This is a genomic window from Luteibacter sp. P4_D7_3, from assembly GCF_056401735.1.
The window spans coordinates 17389-37923 of sequence record NZ_JBFUIT010000002.1; the positions used below are offsets into that span (position 1 = coordinate 17389).

12 protein-coding genes are annotated in these 20535 nt (G+C 65.0%); 2 read left to right on the top strand and 10 right to left on the bottom strand.

Features of this window, described 5'->3' with window-relative positions; all coding sequences use genetic code 11:
- Positions 1-74: 74 nt before the first annotated feature.
- From AC1DSN_RS00465 to AC1DSN_RS00490, 6 genes are all read right to left on the bottom strand, one after another.
- On the bottom strand, positions 75-1868 hold the full coding sequence (locus AC1DSN_RS00465) for a GGDEF domain-containing protein (RefSeq protein ID WP_477329214.1): 1794 nt from the start codon (positions 1866-1868) through the stop codon (positions 75-77).
- A 135-nt stretch (positions 1869-2003) separates the two neighbouring features.
- Positions 2004-2612, bottom strand: coding sequence for a histidine phosphatase family protein (locus tag AC1DSN_RS00470; protein WP_477293347.1), 609 nt, complete (start codon positions 2610-2612; stop codon positions 2004-2006).
- 48 nt (positions 2613-2660) lie between these two features.
- On the bottom strand, positions 2661-2927 hold the full coding sequence (locus AC1DSN_RS00475; RefSeq protein ID WP_477293349.1) for a DksA/TraR family C4-type zinc finger protein: 267 nt from the start codon (positions 2925-2927) through the stop codon (positions 2661-2663).
- 79 nt (positions 2928-3006) lie between these two features.
- Positions 3007-4476, bottom strand: coding sequence for an alpha-L-fucosidase (locus AC1DSN_RS00480; protein ID WP_477329216.1), 1470 nt, complete (start codon positions 4474-4476; stop codon positions 3007-3009).
- 82 nt (positions 4477-4558) lie between these two features.
- Positions 4559-5320 carry a DUF4339 domain-containing protein gene (locus AC1DSN_RS00485; protein WP_477293353.1) on the bottom strand — a complete coding sequence of 254 codons (762 nt, stop codon included), beginning with the start codon at positions 5318-5320 and terminating at the stop codon, positions 4559-4561.
- 66 nt (positions 5321-5386) lie between these two features.
- The gene (locus AC1DSN_RS00490) at positions 5387-6268 is read right to left on the bottom strand and encodes a LysR family transcriptional regulator (RefSeq protein ID WP_477293355.1); all 882 of its coding nucleotides are present in this window, start codon (positions 6266-6268) and stop codon (positions 5387-5389) included.
- Positions 6269-6370: 102 nt separating this feature from the next.
- Here AC1DSN_RS00490 and AC1DSN_RS00495 point away from each other — a divergent pair, with 102 nt between their 5' ends.
- Positions 6371-7249 carry an NmrA family NAD(P)-binding protein gene (locus tag AC1DSN_RS00495; RefSeq protein ID WP_477293357.1) on the top strand — a complete coding sequence of 293 codons (879 nt, stop codon included), beginning with the start codon at positions 6371-6373 and terminating at the stop codon, positions 7247-7249.
- A 10-nt stretch (positions 7250-7259) separates the two neighbouring features.
- On the opposite strand, the gene AC1DSN_RS00500 is transcribed toward AC1DSN_RS00495, so the two are convergent.
- Positions 7260-7736: a VOC family protein gene (locus AC1DSN_RS00500; RefSeq protein WP_063571296.1), complete on the bottom strand. Its 477-nt coding sequence runs from the start codon at positions 7734-7736 to the stop codon at positions 7260-7262.
- Between the two features lie 39 nt (positions 7737-7775).
- Complete coding sequence (locus AC1DSN_RS00505; RefSeq protein ID WP_255548713.1) at positions 7776-7910, bottom strand: hypothetical protein; 135 nt, start codon at positions 7908-7910, stop codon at positions 7776-7778.
- Positions 7911-8003: 93 nt separating this feature from the next.
- Here AC1DSN_RS00505 and AC1DSN_RS00510 point away from each other — a divergent pair, with 93 nt between their 5' ends.
- On the top strand, positions 8004-9509 hold the full coding sequence (locus AC1DSN_RS00510; protein WP_477293360.1) for a DHA2 family efflux MFS transporter permease subunit: 1506 nt from the start codon (positions 8004-8006) through the stop codon (positions 9507-9509).
- 99 nt (positions 9510-9608) lie between these two features.
- Here the strand turns inward: AC1DSN_RS00510 and AC1DSN_RS00515 are convergent, their stop codons facing one another.
- On the bottom strand, positions 9609-11282 hold the full coding sequence (locus AC1DSN_RS00515) for a ShlB/FhaC/HecB family hemolysin secretion/activation protein (protein ID WP_477293362.1): 1674 nt from the start codon (positions 11280-11282) through the stop codon (positions 9609-9611).
- 58 nt (positions 11283-11340) lie between these two features.
- Positions 11341-20367: a YDG domain-containing protein gene (locus AC1DSN_RS00520; protein WP_477329218.1), complete on the bottom strand. Its 9027-nt coding sequence runs from the start codon at positions 20365-20367 to the stop codon at positions 11341-11343.
- Between the last annotated feature and the right edge of the window lie 168 nt (positions 20368-20535).

A 20535-nucleotide genomic window follows, 5' to 3' on the forward strand; every position in this document is an offset into this window, starting at 1 on the left:
TCGGCCGCCTGTTCGCCAACTTTAGCGTTATTTTTTGCAGGTTATGCTTTTATTTCAGTGGCTTGAATATCTCGTTACACGCCAACAGGAAGCTGCGCTTCGTAGGTCACCATGTGTAACCCGGTGCCCGTGTTTTTAGCCACGCGCTTCGCCGACGCCGCGAGACTCGCCACGGTCTCCGGGTCGACCGGATAGGCATCGACGAAGCACGCCACGCCGACCGCCACCGTGGTGACCGGAAAGAACCGCTGATGCCCGTGGCGATCCTCGCTGTCGATGCCCCCGCGCACGCGATCGGCCTCATCGAAGAGGTTGCCACTCATCGCATTGAACCGCAGGCGCATGCCTTCGCAACGTGCGACCCAATCGTCACCCTGGAAGATGACGAGGAAATCGTCTCCACCGATGTGCCCGACGAAGTCGGCATCCTGGCGAAGGTCGCCCGTGAGTGTGCTGGCGAGGAGGCGGATCATCTCGTCGCCGCGAAAGTAACCGTACTGGTCGTTGAAGGGTTTGAAGTTGTCGAGGTCGAAGTACGCAGCGGCGAACGGACGGCCTGTCTGCAATAGACGCACGATATGTTCGGTGACCGGCAGGTTGCCCGGGAGAAAGGTCAGCGGATTGGCATAGCGTGCGGCTTCCACGCGAATTTCGGTGACACGGCGCACCAGCGCTTCGCCGGTGCCCAGCCCGAGATAGCGCCCGTGCGAGGTAATGATGAAGCCGTCGCTCAGGTATCGCTGGTCTTCACCGCGCAGGATATCGGCCATGCTTTGCAACGACATCTCTTCGTCGCAGAGCAGTGGCTCCGGATGCATGAAGCTTGTGCATGGCTTGCGCCCGAACAGCTCGCGCGCAAACGGCTGCGCCATGCGCTCGGTAAACGTGCGCCGGTTGACGATGCCGACGGGGAGTCCTTCCTCGACCACCGCGACGGCATGCAAACGCGGATGGGCCGCGAACAGATCCACCACGTCTTCGTTTGATTGCGTCGGCGAAACACACGGTGCATCGATCAGCATGTGGCCGGCTGTGAACGGCCGTGCCGACACCGGACCGCGCGGCCGCGGCGGGACCGGCACGTGGGTGACGGACAGCGCAGCGATAACGTTCGCCGGTGCCTCGATGGTCGAGCCGGGGGACGGCCGCGCTATCAGGAAGCCCTGCGCATAGGGAATGCCGAGCTCACGAAGCATGAGAAGGTCCGCTTCTTCCTCGACACCTTCACCCACCAGCTCCGCGCCCAGCGTTTCAGCCACCGAGATCAGGGCACGCACAATGGCGAGGCGCTCGACGCTGTGTGCCAGGCCGTTGATGAGGTAGCGGTCGATCTTGACGATTTCCGGATGCACCTCGTTCCACATCTCGAAGTTCGAATGCCCGTTACCGAAGTCATCCAGCGCGACGCGAATGCCGCGTGCGCGCAGGAAGCCGAGCGCGTGGGCCAGCCTCGCCGGGTTATCGACGATGTCGCGTTCGGTGATTTCGATCGTTACCCTGCCCAGGTCGAAGCCCGGAATGGAGAGTGCTTCGAGCACGTCCTCGGCACGTACGCCGTCCTGCATGATCGCCTGGGCACTGAGATTCACGAGCAGGCGACCGGTGAGCGCACGCGCCGCAAAGCTCGTGGCGACGCAATGCGCCGCCGCGAGCTCGAACTCGCCGAGGCGCCCGCGCGCGCGCGCAAGGTCAAGCAGGTCCGGCGGGGTGAGGTTGAAGTGAGGCAAGGACGAACGAATCAGCCCTTCGTGCGCCACCACTTCACCCGTATCCACACGAATCACCGGCTGGAAAACCGCCGTCAGCGAGTCTCCCGCCAGGGCCTGCTCGATCAGCGACGGTTCGCGACCGCCGGTAGGGGTGTTCATAGGCATCGTCATCGGAGGGCCGGGGAACTGCGAGGGGTAACGGCCGAGCGCGACAATACTTTAGAAAAACCGTTTGCAATCAGTTATTTCGCTTTTATTACAAGCGACGTTACGCGTCGTCGTCCGCCGCGGCAATCAGGCGCCGACGAGCACCTGGCTGTCGACGTTCCAGCGGTCGACCACATAGGCCTCACTAGCGACGGTAAGCGGGGTGTACGCGCAGTTGCCATGGCGATAGCTCGCGTAGTCGCCGCCGCCGCGCAGTGCGCCGAGGAGCGCCGTCAGGCAATGACCATGCGTGATGACGGCGACGCGGCGATAAGGCAGCACATGGAGGGCCTCGAGGGCCGGCAGTGCGCGTTGTGCGACATCGCTCAACGATTCGCTGCCGCCGGCGGCAGCGAGCGGATCGTGACCGCGAACCACCTCTGCCCATTGCGCGTTCTCAACGAGCGCCTCCGCGACGAAACGGCCTTCGAGTTCACCAAAGGCGCGCTCGACGAAGCGTTCGTCGACGCTGACTTCGCAGCCGATGATCTCCGCAACGACTTCGGCGGTATGCAATGCGCGACCGAGTGTCGACGAGACGATGTGCTCAACGCCCTGTGCGGCGAGGTTGCGACCCAGAGCCTGCGCCTGCTCGATGCCTGCGGCGGTGAGTGGACTATCGGCCCGCCCTTGCGCGCGGCCCGCGATATTCCATTCCGTCTCACCGTGGCGGGCGAGGATCACATGTTCGAGCATCGCGCGGGTCGTCCGTGCAGGTGTGGGGAACGGCATAGTCTAGAGGTTTCAGCGCAGCTGGCTGTCTTTGCTGCCGCGGCGGTTGTAGCCGCTGAAACTGGCGTTATCGCGATCGGCCTGTTCCTGGCAGGCGACACACAGCCGCACGCCGGGCACCGCCTTGCGGCGTGCTTCGGGAATGGGCTTGTCGCATTCCTCGCAACGCTCGAGGCTCGGCCCCTTCGGCAGGTGGCTGCGCGCTCGCTTCACCGCGTCCTCGATGGTCGCGTCGATCTGGTCCTGCACGGCGGTATCGCCCGCCCATCCGGTTGCCATGGGTCACCTCCCGGCGGCTAGCCTCAGAGTACCGATATGGTGGCAAGCCGTTGGTTTCAAAGGGCGTGACCATGCCACCTCACCCGCGCGGTTCATCGTAAATGCCGAACTCGGTAATACCTGGCTGCTGCCCGGTCACACTCAACCTCACCTGGCTGGCCGTGGTCCGAGGCACCTCATGGAACTGGTAGTGCGAGGGCTTCTCACCCGACACCAGCGCGACCCACGCACCATCGCGCTCCACTTCAACTTTGTAGCTGGCGATGCGACTCGTCTCGCCGTATCCCTCCGCGCCCACCGCTTCGACGATGCACAACGTATTGAATGCCACCGGCTGCTCGAAACGCACTTCGATCCAGGCGTCGGTCTTGCCGCGGTCGGCCAGCCAGTAGCTGCGGAAGTTGTCGTCAAATGCCTGGTCGGGGCCGACGGCCTCATCGCTGGCACTGGCCCAGGCGGGCTTGCCGGCGGCGAGATCCGGCGTGGTGATCGTCACCGAGCGGCCGATCTTCGGCGCCGGACCCGTGTTTTTCCACAACTGGCCGATCTCGGCGAGGCGGGCCACCGCGTTGTCGTCGAAGCGGCCATCGCGGTTGGGCGCGACGTTGAGGATGAGGTTGCAGTGGTTGTCGTTGAACGGGACAAGCCACTCGTCGACGATGGTCTTCGCCGAAGCGAGTTCCGAGGTCGGATACGCCTTCTTCCAGAACCAGTCGCTCTGCAATGTCGTGCCCGATTGTGAGGGAACGGGGCTGTTCGGCGGAATCTTCTGGCCCGCGTGTTGTTCGTACTGCTTGATGTCCGTGTAGTAGAGGGCCGTACCCGGGTAGCTGCCCGCGTTGTGGTCGGTGACCAGGCAATCGGGCTGTAGCGTCTTCACCAGATCGTAGATGTCACGGTAAGGCAGCTCGGCGTAGGAAATGCGCGACCACGAWGCGTTCCAGCCATCGAGGATGAGCGCCGTGAGCGGGCCGTACTGGGTAAGGATCTCGGTGAGCTGCGCCTTGATCAGCGCGATCTTCTCCGGCGTCACCGTGCGTGCGCGGATATCGGCACGCAGGTCGAGGATGGAAAAGTATAGGCAAACCTTGAGGCCCGCCTTGCGGAAGGAGTCCACGTAGCGGCGCACCACGTCATGCGGGTACGACGACTGCATGACGTTGGCACTGCCGGTTTTCGTCGGCCACAGGCAGAAGCCGTCGTGATGCTTGGTGGTGAAGCACGCGTAGCCCATGTTCGCCGACTTCGCCGCCCGCGCCCACTGGTCGGTGTCGAGGTGCTTCGGATCGAACAGTTTGGGCGACAGCGCGGGGTCGCCCCATTCGCGCTCCTCGAACGTGGCCATGTTCAAGTGGATGAACATGCCGAAGCGCAGGTCGAGGAAGGCCTGCTGCAGCGTCTGCATCCGTTGCGGATCCACGGCGACATGCTTGCCTGCCGTCGTGGCGATCGCTCCTGCCGAGGCTGCGTCGGCCCGCGATGCGTACCACGATCCACTTCCGATGACACTGGCCACGGCCAGTGCCTTGGCGAACTCACGTCGATTCAACGGCCGCGCTCCACATGGGATGACGACCGACTTTCGCTGCCAGCGTCGCGCCTGTCAAACGGCAGCGATGCGTTCCGTGAACTCAGTGGAACATTTGCAACGCGACGACAGCCACCATGGCGAACAAGACGAACACGACGGCATAGAGCGTCCAGAAGATGCTTTTCGGCGCCTCTTCGACCAGGCCCGTGCGCTGCCAGTTGGCGATGCGGGTCAGCTGGCCTTGCAGGTAGAAGGTAGTGAAGAAGAACAGCGTGATGCCACCGATCGCCATGGGCAGCCCCCGTTCGATGCCGAAGCGCTTCAGCGATGCGGACATCGAGAAGTAGCCGATCACGACGAAAGCGACATCGATCAGCTGTAAGACGTAGTACAGCTGCGAGTCGGGGCCCGCGAAGGCGCCGCTGAGGCCGACGACCAGGCCGATGGCAAGGTACGTCGTCGCGCGGCTGGCCGGATCGATCTTCTTCACCCACGTCGACTGGATGAACATCCAGACCAGGATGAAGATGCCCAGCGTCAGCACACCGAACAGGAAGACCAGGCCCCAGTGAAGCGAGGGAGCGACGGGAGCGGTATCGCGTGCCGCGACGGCGACGACGACGGAGGCGCGAGGCGCGAGGCCCGGCGGAGGTACCTCGAACGAGGGAGGCTCGTTGAAGGACGCGGCGGCAACGTTCTCGCGCAGGAATGTCTCCAGCGGCGACCATTCGCTCATCCCCTCACGCCAGCACAGGCTGCCGTTGTCGAGCATGCCCTGCTGATGCCAGCGCTGAACGAGCGCCAGCGCATACGGCCCGAATCGTTGCCCGTTCAGGCCCAGCCAGATCTGTACGTCTTCCAATGCCCCGCCCCTGTTTCCGCGTGATGAATCACCGCGCGGCCATCATACAGAGCCACGACTGCCCCGTCAGAGCGTGTCGAAATGCGCTGGCGATCCGCCGTGGAAGTGTTCGACGAGCATGTTCACGAAGGCCGACACCTTGCCGGACACGTGACGCTGCGGCGGATACAGCGCCCACACTTCGATGGAGCGACCGTCCACCTCGCCCCACGATGCCAGCGTGCCGGCGGCGATGTCGTTGCGAATGAGTGAGGCCGGCATCATGGCCGCACCGGCACCTTCACGCACCGCGTCATACACCAGGGCCATGGAGGAAAGACGAACCACCTCGCGCGGCAGCATCGTCTTCGTCCGGCCTTCGGTGCCCAGCCGCCATGCCGACAGTTGACTGCCGCCGAGCACGATCGCCGGAAAAGAGCCGCCATCGGCAGGTTCGGCAAGCGATGGCGCCGCGGCAACCACGAGCCGGTCGCGAAGAAAGCATCGGCCAGCGAGCTCGGTCGAAGGCGCGGGGTTTGCACGAATCACGACATCGAAGCCCTCCTTGAGCGGATCGACGAAGCGGTCGTCCACCACCACCTCGAGGTGCACGGCCGGAAAGTTCATGGCGAAACGGGCGGCGAGACGTCCCAGGCCCCGGTGCGCGAAGAGCACCGGGGCGCTGACGCGAAGCGCGCCCTGCGGAGCGCCAGCACGGGCGACCAGTCCCTCGGCCACATCCTCGATGCGGCCGAGCATCGCGTGGGCCTCGGCGTGCAGGGTCGCGCCTTCCTCGGTCAGCCGGAACGGGCGGGCGCCACGCTCGATCAGGCGTACGCCGAGCGCGTCCTCGAGTTCACGGACATGCCGCGAGAGCGTGGCCTTGGGGCGCGCCGTGACGCGGCTGGCCGCTCCGAAGCCGCCGTGAAGCGCGACGGCATCGAAATCCGCGAGAGCGAGGAGGTCCATGGTCGTTCCACCGATGAGACGAGGTGTCCCGATTCTGCGGCTTTCGTCCCCCCGATGGAACGCCCAATCTTTGTCTCATCCACCCACACAAGGCCACTGATCATGAGCATTCTCGTTACTGGCGCCACAGGCAACATCGGCTCCGCCGTCACCGCGCGACTGGCCGAAGCAGGCGCCGATGTGCGCGCCCTCACCCGCAGCCCGGACACGCTGAAGGCACCCAAGGGCGTTCGTGCCGTGGGCGGCGACCTCACCGACATCCCCTCGGTGCGCGCCGCACTCGAGGGCGTCGATACCCTCTTCCTGCTCAATGCCGTCACCGCCGATGAACTGACGCAAGGCTTGGCGACCCTGGGACTCGCCCGTGATGCCGGCATCCGCCGCATCGTCTACCTCTCGGTCCTCAATGGCGACCGCTTCGCCGACGTACCGCACTTCGCCGGCAAGTACACGATCGAGCGCGCCATCGAGCAGTACGACCTGCCGGTGACGGTGCTGCGCCCGTCCTACTTCATGCAGAACGATGCGAGCCTGCAGGTGCCACTCACCGAGCATGGCGTCTATCCGATGGCGCTCGGTCAGGTCGGCGTGTCGATGGTGGACATCCGCGATATCGCGGATATCGCCGCCGCGGCCTTGCTGCGTCGTGAGCGGTCGCCGGGGGCACTGCCGCGCGAGGTCATCGAACTGGCGGGACCGGATGCACTCACCGGTGAGTCGGCTGCACGCATCTGGAGCGACACGCTGGGCCGTCCCGTCGCTTATGGTGGCGACGATCTCGATGTCGCCGAGGCGGCGATTGCCCGCAACGCACCGTCGTGGGCCGCGTACGACCTGCGCCTGATGCTCGCCCGCTTCCAGTCCGAAGGCATGCTGGCCAAAGCCTCCGCCACCGACATCATGACCTCGCTGCTCGGCCGCGCACCGCGGAACTACCGCGACTTCGCACGCGAGACCGCGGCCGCCTGGAAGCAGGCGTAACGCGAACGGCTCAGGCCGCCGCCTTCATCGCCGCGATGTCGATCTTCTTCATCTGCATGAGGGCGGCGACCGAGCCGGGGCTCTGCACCAGCGCCTCAATGTCGTCCGGCACGATCTGCCAGGACAGGCCGTACTTGTCCTTGAGCCAGCCGCAGGCCTGGGCGCTCGGATCGCCGCCGGCAGAAAGCTTGCTCCAGTAATGGTCGATCTCGGCCTGGTCGTGGCAGCGCACGACCAGCGACAACGCTTCGTTGAACGTGAAATGCGGCCCGCCGTTGAGCGCCGTGACCTGCTGGCCGTCCAGCTCGAAGGCCGCCGTCATGACCGAATCCACCGGTCGACCGGAGGCCTCGGACGACTCTTTCGTGTATCGGGTGATGCTCGTAACCCGTGAATTCGGGAAGATCGAGACATAGTAGTTCGCGGCTTCCTCGGCCTGGGTATCGAACCAGAGGAAGGGCGTGATGCGCTGGAAGCTGCCTGACATGGTGACCTCCTTCGTTGGGACGATCGGGCAGGCCCGGTGTCAGTCAGCCTGCTCGGCCTTGTGCTGCGGGTCGCCCGAACCGGTATTGACCGGCTCGACCGGCTTGGGACCCTCGGCGTGGCCGGGATCGCCGGATCCGGTGGTCGGTTCGTCGTAGGGGTCGCGCTCTTTCATGAGGGGCTCCGCATTCCGAACGCCCAGCAGACCACCACTGCCGTCAAAGCAACGTTCAAGGCGGCGGGCTCATGGTCGCGCTACGCTGTGGCGATGACTCCTCCCGAAAGCGAAGCCGCACGACGTTGGACCCTGGTCGCCGCGGTCGTCGGCTCGGGAATGGCCTTCGTCGACGGCACGATCGTCAACGTCGCCCTGCCGGCCATTCAGCGGGCCATGAATGCGACGACGGCGGACGCGCAGTGGGTGATGGAAAGTTACGCGCTGCTGCTCTCGGCCCTGTTGCTGGTCGGAGGCGTGCTGGGGGACCACTATGGACGGCGCCGGGTCTTTGTCATCGGCGCGGTGGTTTTCACCCTCGCGTCGCTGGGCTGCGCCGCGTCCGAAAGCATGACGTGGTTGATCGGCATGCGCGCGCTGCAAGGCTTTGGCGCCGCCTTGCTCATTCCGGGCAGCCTCTCGCTGATCACCTCGGCCTTTCCGAAAGAGCGTCGCGGCGCCGCCATCGGCACATGGTCGGCATTCAGTGGCATCACGGCAGCGATCGGACCCGTGCTAGGCGGCTTCCTCGTCGAGCATGTGTCCTGGCATTGGGCCTTTCTGGTGAATCTGCCTTTGGGCATCGTGCTCATCGCGATCTGTTACTGGCGGGTACCGGAAAGCAAGGGGGTCGATGCCGGTCACATCGACATCGTGGGCGCCGTGCTCGCGACGATCGGGCTGGCCGGCGTCATCTACGCGCTCATCGAAGCACCTCTGCACGGTTGGGTCTCGCCTGCCGTACTGACGTCCGCTGTCGTCGGCGTCGCGGGGCTGGCGATCTTCGTCGTGGTGGAGATGCGCATCGCCGCGCCTATGCTGCCCCTGGGCCTCTTTCGTGATCGCGACTTCGCCGGCGCGAACGTGCTCACCCTGCTGCTCTATGCCTCGCTCGGCGGCAGCCTGTTCTTTGTTCCGCTCAACCTCATCCAGGTACAGGGCTACGGTGCGACGGGGGCGGGTGCCTCCCTGCTGCCCTTCATCGTGATCATGTTCGCGCTGTCGCGATGGACCGGTCGGCTGGTCGACGTGGTCGGTGCGCGCCTCCCGTTGATCGTCGGGCCCACCCTTGCCGGCGCGGGCTTTGCGCTCTATGCGTTGCCTGGCGTCGGCGGTTCTTACTGGACCACCTTTTTTCCGGCCGCCTGCGTGCTGGGTCTCGGCATGAGCATCACCATCGCGCCGCTGACGACCACGGTGATGAATGCCTTGAATCCGGAGCTTGCCGGCACGGCGTCGGGGGTGAATAACGCGGTGTCGCGCGTAGCTGGCCTGCTGGCTATCGCGGTGTTCGGCATCGTGCTGACGCAGGGCTTCGACGCGGCACTCCAGGAAGGCCTTGCTTCGGGCATACCCGCGGACGTGGTGCAGAGCGTGATGGCGCAAAAGGCGAAGCTGGCCGGCATCGCGGTGACGAACGACGCAGCGCGGCACGCTATCGATGCGGCATTCGTCGCGGGGTTCCGGCGGGTGATGTTGCTTTCGGCGGGGCTGGCGGTGCTATCGGCCATCGCGGCCGGGTTGATGATCCGACCCTCCCCAAAACCAAAATCCATGTAGGAGCCGATTCATCGGCGAATGGGTACTCGCGGCACCCTGGCCCGCTGCCGCGGGATCGCCGATGAGTCGGCTCCCACGAAAGCGGGACGACGATCTCGATCAGAAGCCTTTCTGAATCTGCACCCAGGCGCGTGTATCGTGCGCCTCGCCGGCCAGCGCCGGGCGCACGCCGATCGGATGCGAAACATCGGCGCTCAACGACCACTGGTCGTCGCCCTGCCAACGCATGCCCAGGCCGACGTCCTGCATGTGCGCGCTGTTCGTACCCGGTGCGAAGCGATCCTTGTAGAGGTTCACGCGGCCGGCATCGGCGAAAGCCAGCGCCGTCCAGGTGCCGGGAAGACCCAGGTGCAGGCTGCGACGGAACTCGAGGTTGACCATCTGCCCCTGGGAGCCGGCCAGCACGCCGGTGTCGTAACCGCGAACGTTGTTGGCACCGCCCAGGTAGAACTGCTCGGCCGTGTCGAGGTTCTTGTTCGCCCACTGGCCCTGGAAACCGAGGTAGATCGCATTGTTCTCCGACAGCTGCTGCAGGCGCGCCACCGAGACGGTGTACTTCAGGTAGTGGCCCCGGGTCTGCGCACTGATCGCATCGATGAACTGCGCGAAGGCGTCATCGAAACCGAGCAGGCCGTAGGTCGCGGCGACATTGAAGTTGGTCACGCCATGCGCATCGCGCTGGTCGCCGGCCAGTGTCGCGGTCCAGCCGTAGGTGTGACGCAACGTCCGCACGCCGACGATGTCGATCGAATCGTTGAGATGACGGCGGTCGTAACCGAGCTGGCCGTAGAGGTTGCCGTCGGTGGAGCGGATGATCGGCTGGCTGACGAACAGGCTGGCAACCTGTGCCGTGCCGTGTGCGTCGAGCACGCGAAGGTCGCCCTTGAGCTTGTAGTCGAGCGATGAAACGGAAGCACCGACCACCGTGCCTTCGCCGTTGAGGAGATAGCGATAACCGAGGCGACCGTAGTTCATGTTCGAACCCGCCGAGAGCGCGGTCGCATCGAGCAGGTCGCCCTGGTGCAGCAGGCCGTTGACGTTGAACGTACCCGTCAGCCGCGCGCGGCCGGTGTACTGGTTACCGTAGTCGTCGAGCGCGACCAAGCCCGTGTAACGCGGACGGTCGTCCGTGCGTACGGCGAGGTCCGAGGTGCCCGGCTCGTCGCCCGGGCGAAGCGCCGAGGTTTCCATCACGCCCGGAATGTCACCCAGCAGGAGCAAGCTGCGATCGAAGCCGTGCGAGGTGATCGGCGCGCCACTCGTGAGCGGATCCAGCGTCGCCTTCAGGGGGCCGTCGTGCGTGACGCTGTGATTCTCGAGCACCACCTTGCCCAGGCGCGCTTCCTGCACGGCGATGCGTACCGTACCGCCGCTGAGCGTCTGGGCGGGCACGTAAGCGAGTGTCAGCGGGTAACCCTCGGCGCGATACTCGGCGGTGATCCGGTCGGCGAGCGCATTGAGCTCGCGCAACGTGATGTCCCTGCCCTCGCCCGACGCGACCAGTGCGTGCAGGGTCTCGACGGGAATCAGGGTCGCACCCGTGATCTGGATGGTCGTGACATGGAACGGCGCGCTGTCGCCCTGGTCGGCCGCGGCCTGCGGTACGACCTTGAGCCCCGTGTCGTCGGCCTTCTTCGGCTGCGGTGCCACCGGCACCTGGCGAAGCAGGTCACCGCTCTGTGGCGGGCGCACCTGTGCCGTGGCCGTGGCGGTCAGTGCGAGGAGGATGCATGCGCCAAGAAGGTTCGCGGCGCGCTTGGGAAGATTTGCCATGGTCATCAGGAAGCCGATACGAAAGAGTGAATGAGGTCATGCGCGACGGTGCGATGCGTCACTGCATCGCGTCCGCCGGGAGCCGCACGCCGCCATCGACGACCTGAAAGGAGAGGCCGGGCACGAAGTCCGCGCGCTGGATGTTCTTCTCGATCGGCTGGCGGGTCTTCTTGTGGTTACCCGAGAACGGGCCGACGGTCACGTTCGAGGCGACACCGTAAGGCGTCGCGATGACGTCCGGGCCCAGCACCGCGTCGAGCTGCGTCAACGCGATGGCCGATGCACCCTGCGACGAGCTCTGGTTGATGTTGGCGGTGGTCTGCGCCGAGGTGTTGAACGCGTAGTTACCGGCATCGGCGCCCGTGGCATAGATGCCATCGACCGAGACGGCCTTGCCGCGGCCCACCGCCGGGTCGCCGAACAGCGCAGTCGCTGCGCCGAAGGCGATCACGTCGCCAGGAAGGATGCCGTTGCTCGACAGCGTGGCGCGATCCGTCGTGTTGCCGTCGAAGAACTTGTCCGTACCCTGTGCGTCCACGATGACCGGGCGCTTGGTGATGCTGGCCGTGGTGGTGGGATTGACGACGAGGGTGTAGTTGCCCGCATCGCCACCGGCGATCGTGCCGTCGACGTTCACCGTCTTGCCATTGGCCGCATTCTTGTCGCTGAAGGTGCCATGGGTCGCGAGGCTCACCTGGTCCCCGCCGAGCACGCCGTTGAGCACACCGTGCGTCGCGGCGCCCGTATTGCCGTCGTAGACCTTGTCGTCCGCCGTGATGCCGACGCTTATGCCCAACGGCGTCACCGTCGCGATATGGTTTCCGCCGACGAGGGTGTAGTTGGAAGCGAGACCCGCACCGTCGTCGTTCAGCGCCAGCGAGCCGAGACCCGCCAACGGACGATTCGTCGCCACGTTCTTGCTGGCCAGCACGCCCTGGCCGCTGAGAATCAGGCTCTCGCCGGCCACACCGGCGATCACGCCCGCGCTGCCGAACATGCCGGACGAGGCCGCCGTACCGCCGTCGTAGACACGCGTGCCATCGAGGTTCAGCACGACCTTGTACACGTCGGCTGTCGTGGTGGCATTGGTGGTCAAAGTGTAGTTGCCCGCATCCGCGCCGGTGAGTACGCCAGCCACGTTCACCGTCTTTCCGTTACCGGCGTTCTTGTCCGCGAAGCTGCCACTGCTGCTCACGCCGAGCTGGTCACCACCGATCACGCCGGCCAGCGTGCCGCTGGTCTGCGCACTGGTGTTTCCGTCGTAGGTCTTGCTACCCGCGACGATGCTACCGACGATCGCCAGCGGCGTGATGTTGGCGGTGGTCTGCGCGACGTTGTTGAAGGTGTAGTTGCCGGCATCGGTGCCGCTGCCGACGATACCGCCGACCGTGACGGTCTTGCCGTTGGCGACGTTCTTGTCACTGAAGGTGGCCGGATTGCCGGTGAAGTTCACCGTATCGGTACCGAGGATGCCGGTACTACCGAGCGTTGCCACCGCCGAGTTATTGCCGTCGTAGACCTTGTTGCTCGCGCTGGCACCGACCACGATGTTCAACGGGGTAATGTTCGCCGTCGTCTGCGCCGCGGTGTTGAACAGGTAGTTTCCTGCGTCGGCGCCCGAGGCGGTGATGCCGTTGACGTCGACCTGCTTGCCGTTCGCCACGTTCTTGTCGACGAAGTTGGCCGAGCCCGCGGCGAAGTCCACCGTGTCTCCCGTCAGCACGCCGCTGCTGCCTACCTGGGCGTTGGCGGTCGTGTTGGCATCGTAGACCTTGTTGTCGGCGGTGGCGCCGACGACGATGGTCAGCGGCGTGATGTTGGCGGTGGTCGTCGCGGTGTTGACGAAGGAGTAGTTCCCCGCGTCGGCGCCGCTGGCCACGATATGGTTCTCGGTGACCGTCTTGCCATTGGCGACGTTCTTGTCGCTGAAGGTCGCTGGGTCACCGCTGAATACGACCGTATCGGTACCCAGGACGCCTGCGCTACCCAGGGTTGTGACGGCCGCGGTGGTGCCGTCGTAGATCTTGTCCTGCGCCGTGAGATCGAGCGTGATCGCCAGCGGTGTGATGTTGGCCAGGGCCTGCGCAACGGTGTTGAACACGTAGTTGCCGGCGTCCGTGCCGGTCGCCGTGATGCCGTTGACGGTGACGGTCTTGCCGTTGGCGACGTTCTTGTCGCTGAAGGTGGCCGGATTGCCGGTGAAGTTCACCGTATCGGTGCCAAGAATGCCGCTGCTGGCCAGGGTGGCCACGGCGGCGTCGTTCCCGTTGTAGACCTTGTTGTCGGCGGTGGCACCCACGACGATCGTCCGTGGGGTGACATCGGCCGTCGTCGTGGCATTGGCCGTGAAGGTGTAGTTACCGGCATCGCCGCCGGAAAGCGCACCGTTTACGGTAACGGTCTTGCCGGTACCGACATTCTTGGTATCGAACAGGCCGGATGTATTAAAGGCGACGACATCGCTGCCAATGACGCCGGTGAGCACGCCATGAGTGGTAGCTGCGGTGGTGGCATCGTAGATCTTGCCATCGGCCGTGATCGCGCCGGTGATCGCCAGCGGCGTGATGTCCAGCGTGGACGTGCCGATCACGTAGTTGCTGGCCAGGGAGCCGGCGAGGTCGCCCAGGGCCATGTCGCCGACGCCGTTGAAGCCCTTGTTCACCCCGACATTCTTGTTGGCAACGTTGGAGGTGCCGCTAAGCGTGAGCGTCTCACCGTTCGTGCCGTTGACCACGCCACTGCCGAACAGTAGCGAGCTGACATCGGTCTGGCCGTTGTACACGCGGCTGCTGTGCAGGTTGATCACGAAGGGCGTGATGTTCGCCGTGGCGGTGGTCGTGGTGTTCTGCAGGTCGTAGTTACCCGCGTCACCGCCGCTTACGGAGATACCACCGACATTGATCGTCTTGCCGTTACCCACGTTCTTGTCGGTGAACGCGACGGACGTGTCGCCAAGGGTGATGTTGTCACCGGCGATCGCATTGCTGGTCAGCTTGAGGCCAGGRTCGCTGGTCGTACCGTCGTACACCTTGTCCTTACCCTGCGCGCCCACCGTCAGGGCGAACTTGGCGATATCAGCCAACGCAGTCCCGTTGGTGAAGGTGTAGTTGCCGGCGTCACCCCCGGCGATATTCATGTTGCCGGTGACGGTCTTGCCAACGCCGACGTTCTTGTTGTCGAACGTTCCCACGGTCGGATTGGTCAGTGAGACCTGGTCGCCTGCAATCAGGCCACTCGTCAGCGAGCCGCCGGCCAGGACGAGTGCCGCATTGGCCAGCGTGGCAGCTGTCGTACCGTCATAGGTCTTGTCGTTGGCGTCGAACGTGGAGGTCAGCGCGCGAGGCGTGATGGTGATCCTGTCCGTACCGCCGACCAGCGTGTAGTTGCTGGAAAGGCCACCGTTTCCGCCGTCGCCGAGATTGAGCGTGCCGAGGGTGAAAACCTTGTTGTTGCCGACGTTCTTGTCGGTCACGCCGATACCCGCGAGGGTCAGCGTCTCGCCTGCGAAACCCGTCGACAGCACACCGCCGGAGGAAAGCAGGCTGGCATCGGCATCGGTCGTGCCGTCGTAGATGCGCGTCCCGCTCAGGTTGATGACGCGCTGCGTGATGTTCGCCGTGGTCGTCACCGTGGTGTTGTCGACCACGTAATTGCCGCCATCGGTGCCGCCGCTGGTGACACCGGTTACCGTCACGGTCTTGTTGTTGCCGACGTTCTTGTCGCCGAACGTGGCCTGGTTGAAGCCGAACGCGACGGTGTCGCCGGAAATCACACCGCCGCTGTGTACCGTGGCACCCGGATCGGCCGTGGTTGCGTCGTACTGCTTGTCCTTGCCCGTTGCGGCGACCGTGATGTGCAGCGGGTCGATCGACGCCGTCGTCGTGCCCTGGGTGAAGGTGTAGTTACCGGCATCATCGCCGGTGATCGACATGTCACCCGTCACCGTCTTGCCCGACCCGGCGTTCTTGTCCGAGAAATGCGCGGCGGTCGGATTGTTCAGCGTGACGAGATCGCCGCCGACCAGGCCATCGAGCGTGGCCGGACCGGTCAGTGTCGCGGCAGTGTTGGCGTCGTAAGTCTTGTCATTGGCGAGAAAATCGGCGGTCAGCGCCTTCGGGGTAATCGTCACCCAGTCGATGCCGCCGACCAGCGTGTAGTTGCTGGCCAGGCCGCCGTTACCCCCGTTGGCGAGTGCGAGGCTGCCCATGGCGAGGAACGACTTCTCGTCACCCACGTTCTTGTCGACCAGCGTACCGCTGCCCGTGACGCCGAGGGTCTCGCCGTTCACACCCTGCAGGACGCCGAACAGCGAGCTGTTGGCCGTCGCGGTGCCGTCGTACACGCGCGTGCCGGTAAGGTCGATCACCTTCGACTGGATCACGCCATTGTTGCCCGCGCCCGTGGTCGGCAGGATGTAGTTGGAAAGATCAGTCCCCGCGTTGGCGACGAAGTCGGAGGTCACCAGGGTGGATGCGACGCCCAGGCCGGTGCCGACATTCTTCGTGACGTAGTTGGCGGTAGCCGATTGCGGGATGGAAGCGCCCTGCGTGCCCACGAAGCCCTGCAGGTCGTAATCGGTCGCAATCAGCGTGGCCGAATCGGTGCCGTCGTAGACCTTGGTCGGGCTGCCCGTGATGACCGCGGTCAGCTGCTTGGGGTTGATCGTCGCGGTCAGGCCGGTCGGCTGCTGCAACTGATAGTTACCGGCGCTGCCGCCGTTCAGGGTAAACCCGCCGACCGTGACGCCCAGGTTGTTACCGGCGTTGGACGTGCCGAACTGGCCCGATGCGCTACCTCCGTCGAAGCCCACGGTGTCACCGGCAAAAATGCCGTTCAGCGCCGCATTGCCCGCGATCGTAAGCGTCGCACTGGCATTGCCGTCGTACGTCTTGTCGTTAGCCGTCACACCGCCGAGCGTGAGCGTGGCGCGGGTGATGTTGGCGATCAGGCCGGCGACCGGCTGCAGGATATAGTTCGCCGCCTCGCTGCCGGTGATACCGAAGCCGGCTGCTGTGACCGTCAGGCCATTGCCCACATTGCTCTGGCTGAAGCTGCCGGTCACACCGGACAGGTTCAGCGCGACCCTGGAGGCGTTACCGGCGTCGGTATCCACCAGACCGGCGAGGCCGGCCCTTGTCACGTTGAGCGTGTCGGCCGCGGTCGTGTCGTAGGTCTTGTTCGTCGCGAACACGCCGGTGACGAAAAGCGGCGCGCGGTTGATCGTGCCCGTGCCGGTGGCGACCAGATCGACGTTGTAGTTGGAAAGCAGCGTGCCGTTGCCGAGGACATAATTACCCGGCGTCAGCGTTGCGCTGATGGTACGGCCGTTGAGCGCGCTCGCATTGGCGCTGTCGTAGCTGGCGGTCGCGCTGGGATTGATCGTGCCGCTCTCGCCCGAGACCCAGCCGCCGACACTGAAGTTGCCCGAGGCCAGCGCGGCATCGATGCTTCCGTTATAGGTCTTGGTCGGATTGCCCACGATCGATACTGTCAACTGTGCCGGCGTGATGTTGCCGATGCCCAGCACCGGTGTGTTGATGGCGTAGTTCGAGAGGTTGGTGCTGCCACCGGGCGTCAGATCGGCCGTGGAGAGCTCGGCCGATAGCGGAAGGTCCGTGCCCACGTTCTTCTGGCCGAAGGTGCCATTGATCGTGTGCGATACCACGCCACTGTCACTGCCGACCCACCCGCTCAGAGTGAAGTTGGCCGGCAGCAAGCCGATGTTGAAGTTGCCGTCGTAGACCTTGCTCGCGTTGACAATGCCGACGTTGAGCACGGTGAAGGCACCGGTCAGCGGCGCCGGCGTGATCGAACCCGAGCCCAGGTAACTGGTCGGCAGGATGTAGTTGCTCAGCAGCGTGCCGCTACCGGCCGTGAAGTCCGCGCCGGGAAGTACTCCCGCGGTGGCACCGCGCGCGCCTGCGTTTGGATTGTCGTACTGGCCCGGCACCGTGCCGCTGAAGCTGGCAGTGATGCTCTGGCCCGACAGCAGGCCAAGCACCTGCAGGTTCGACGCCGCCAGGGCGGCGTTGGTGTTGCCGTCATACACCTTGGTCGGGTTACCGACGATCTGGCCGGTCAACTGCAGCGGGTTGATCACGCCCAGGCCAAGGCCGGTCACGGTCCGTGCGAACGTGTAGTTGGACATCGAGGTGCCACCGACCGGCACGAAGTCCGACGGCTGCAGGGTGGCGGTGACATCGATGCCATTGCCGGCATTGGCGGTGGCATAGGTGGCCGAACTCTGGCCCACCGTGCCGCCCTGCCCGGAGACAAACCCGCTGATGGAGAAGTTGCCGCCACCCAGCGTGACGGCATTCGTGCCGTCATAGGTCTTGGTCGGATTGCCGGTCATGACGATGGTCAGCAGYTGCGGCGTGATGCTGGCCGTCAGCACGGGCGCGGCCAGCATGTAGTTGCCAGCGGCTGTTCCCGCCAGCGAGAAACCGCTGGCAGTCACGGCAAGGCCGCTGCCGACGTCGGTCTGGCCGAACGTGGCGGTGGCACCGGCCGTGTTGAGCGTCACGTTGTCGCTGCCCACCGTGCCGTCCAGCGTGGCGGCGCCCGTGTTCAGCGTGGCGGTTTTGGTGTTGTCGTAAATCTTGTCGTTGGCGGTGACCTGGTCGATGGTCAGCGTCTTGGGTGTGATATTCGCGCTCAGGCCGGTCGGTGCCTGCAGGACGTAGTTGCTCGCCTTGTCACCGGTCAACGCATAACCGCCGACTGTCACGCCGATACCATTGGCGACGTTGGGTCCGGCGAAGTTGCCGAAGATGCCGGTGGTGTCGAGCTCCACATGGCCACTGTCCGGCTGGATCACACCGAACAGCTTGGCGCCGCCGAGAAGGATCATGTCGCTCGTCGTGCCGTCGTAGATCTTGTTACTGGCCAGCAACCCGCTGATCAACAGCGGCGCCCGGTTGATCGTGCCCATGCCGGTGGCGACCGTCGGCAGGATGTAGTTCGCCAGGTTGGTGCCGCCGTTGGCGGTGAAGTTGGTTACCGAGAACGTGGCGTTGAGCGCTACGCTGCCCGCGTCGGAGCCGGCATAGGCGATCGAACTGGGCTGCTTCACGGTGACGCCTTGCCCACCGACGAAGCCGTCGACCTCGTAGTTGCCTGAGCCGAGCGTGGCCGTGGTGGTGCCGTCGTAGGTCTTGGTCGGATTGCCGATAATCTGCGCGGTCAGCGGCGCAGGCGTGATACGGCCGACCTTCGCGCTGACGACCGAACCGCCCAGGGCGTAGCCGTACACGGCGATCGCGCCCGTGCTGTCGGTGATGCTGAAGTTGCCGATCGCGCCCGGCGAGGTCACCGAGATGTTCGAGGCGGCGTTGACCGTCGCATAGGTGCCGCCGGTGGCACCGGTGATCTTGTTGCCGTCGACCAGGCCGGTGCTGGTGAAATTCGCACCCGAGAAGCTGGCAGCGTTCGTGTTGTCGTAGACCTTGGTCACCGTGCCGGTCAGGCCGGTGATGGCGAGCGTCGGCGCCAGCCTGTAGAGGAACCCGTTACCGTTGCCCAGCGGCGAGGCGCCCGCATTGGCCGCGTACTGGATGAACTGCGGGGCGAGTCCGCCGCGCGTATCCAGCGACGGGTCCGAGGAGTAGACCAGCCACTTGCCCGAGGTCGAACTCAGCGCGGCGGCGCCGGCGTTGTTGATGAAGTTGTTCGCTGCGGTCAGCGTCACGCCGGTGCCACCGGCGATCGTGCCGCCGCCGGCAAGCGTGATGTTACCGCCGGTACCGCCCGTGCCGTTGGCCTTCAGCACGACGCCACCCGCACCGGAAATCGCCGCGTTGACGTTAATGCCACGGTACGCGTCGAGGGTGAGCGTCGTGGCCGCGTTGTTCCATGAGATGGCCGAGTTGACGTTGATGTCGCCGACGCCGGAAGCGTTCTGGATGCCGTCGCCGCCGGCACTGTTGGCCGATGTCGTCTCGGTGACGTTGGAACCCCCGTTGAGCGCCGCCGAGATGGTCGCCGCCGCCGTCGCGTCGATGGTCAGGTCATACGGATCGACGAGCCATGTGCCGGCCTTGCCTCGGGGTGCGCTGGCATTGATCGATGCCACGCCGATATGCGCGAAGGCCGCCGAGGTTTCGATGCTGCCGCCGTTGCCGCCGTTCGGTGCGCTCGCATCGAGCGTCCCTTCGACATTCACGTGACCGGCCTGCATGCCACCGAGCAGCACGATCTGGCCGTTGTGGTTTTCCACCGTCTGCGCACGGACGACGCCGGTGTTGTTGACCGTGCTGGCCAGCAAGGAATCCGCCGCGCCCGCCGTCATGAACACACGGCCGCCATCGGCCTGCACCAGCTGGCGGTTCTCGACGAGGTTATCCAGCGTGCTGCGGTCCACCTGCAGGTGAAGCAGCTGGCTGCCGTCGAACGTCAGCGTGACCGCACTGCCGCCGCCCATGGCGACGGTGCCCAGTTGCGCACTGATCGTGCCCTGGTTGGATACCGTGTTGCCGAGCAACGCGACATAGCCGCCGTTGGCCGCGCGGATCGAACCCTTGTTGACGATGCTGCCTTTGCCGTTACCGCTGAAGCTGCGTGAGTTCGACGAAAGCGAGTCGTCGGAGGTGTCGAGTGTGGATGCCACCAGGCCACCCACGTTCACCTGCGAGCCCTGGCCGAACAGCACGCCGTTCGGATTGATCAGCCACACCTGGCCGTTGGCGTTGAGATGACCGTAGATCTCCGACGCGCTGTTGCCGAGGATCCGGTTGACCGCGATCGCATCCCTGCCCGGCTGCACGAAGTTCACGGTCTCGTTGGGCGCGATGTCGAAGGTCTGCCAGTTCAGCGAGAGGTGCTGGCTGTTCTGGTTGATCGTGGTGATCGCACCGTTCTGGTTGATCGCACCGCTGCCGGAAACGACCTGCCCGCCGGTCTGGCCGGCATGGACGGTGCCAGCGGCGCCGAGCGCCATTGCGATGCTGGCGGCGATCGAGGCGGCGCGAAGGCCCTTCGACGCCGAAGCGGACCGCGCCGCGGGACGGCTGTTGCGAGCAAGTTCGCTGGCAGCGACCCACTGCGAAGTGGCGGCATTCCAGCACAGACGGTAGATACGATTCATTCGAGCAACCTTCGGTCGTGAGCGCGTGCGATAAGCAGAGGCGTACCCAGCGTCAGCCGAGTCGAGATGGTTGCTATAGGGCCCCCCTGCGGGCCGCGCCGTGCCGTTTCGACACATGCGCGTTTGCGGCATGCTAGCCGATAAGTGTGATGTGCATCACATTTAAGT

Coding starts and splice junctions, on each gene's coding strand:
- AC1DSN_RS00475 (WP_477293349.1), bottom strand. CDS start 2,927: ATGGCAACCGGATGGGCGGGCGATACCGCCGTGCAGGACCAGATCGAC.
- AC1DSN_RS00490 (WP_477293355.1), bottom strand. CDS start 6,268: ATGGACCTCCTCGCTCTCGCGGATTTCGATGCCGTCGCGCTTCACGGC.
- AC1DSN_RS00470 (WP_477293347.1), bottom strand. CDS start 2,612: ATGCTCGAACATGTGATCCTCGCCCGCCACGGTGAGACGGAATGGAAT.
- AC1DSN_RS00515 (WP_477293362.1), bottom strand. CDS start 11,282: ATGGCAAATCTTCCCAAGCGCGCCGCGAACCTTCTTGGCGCATGCATC.
- AC1DSN_RS00505 (WP_255548713.1), bottom strand. CDS start 7,910: ATGAAAGAGCGCGACCCCTACGACGAACCGACCACCGGATCCGGCGAT.
- AC1DSN_RS00510 (WP_477293360.1), top strand. CDS start 8,004: ATGACTCCTCCCGAAAGCGAAGCCGCACGACGTTGGACCCTGGTCGCC.
- AC1DSN_RS00465 (WP_477329214.1), bottom strand. CDS start 1,868: ATGAACACCCCTACCGGCGGTCGCGAACCGTCGCTGATCGAGCAGGCC.
- AC1DSN_RS00495 (WP_477293357.1), top strand. CDS start 6,371: ATGAGCATTCTCGTTACTGGCGCCACAGGCAACATCGGCTCCGCCGTC.
- AC1DSN_RS00500 (WP_063571296.1), bottom strand. CDS start 7,736: ATGTCAGGCAGCTTCCAGCGCATCACGCCCTTCCTCTGGTTCGATACC.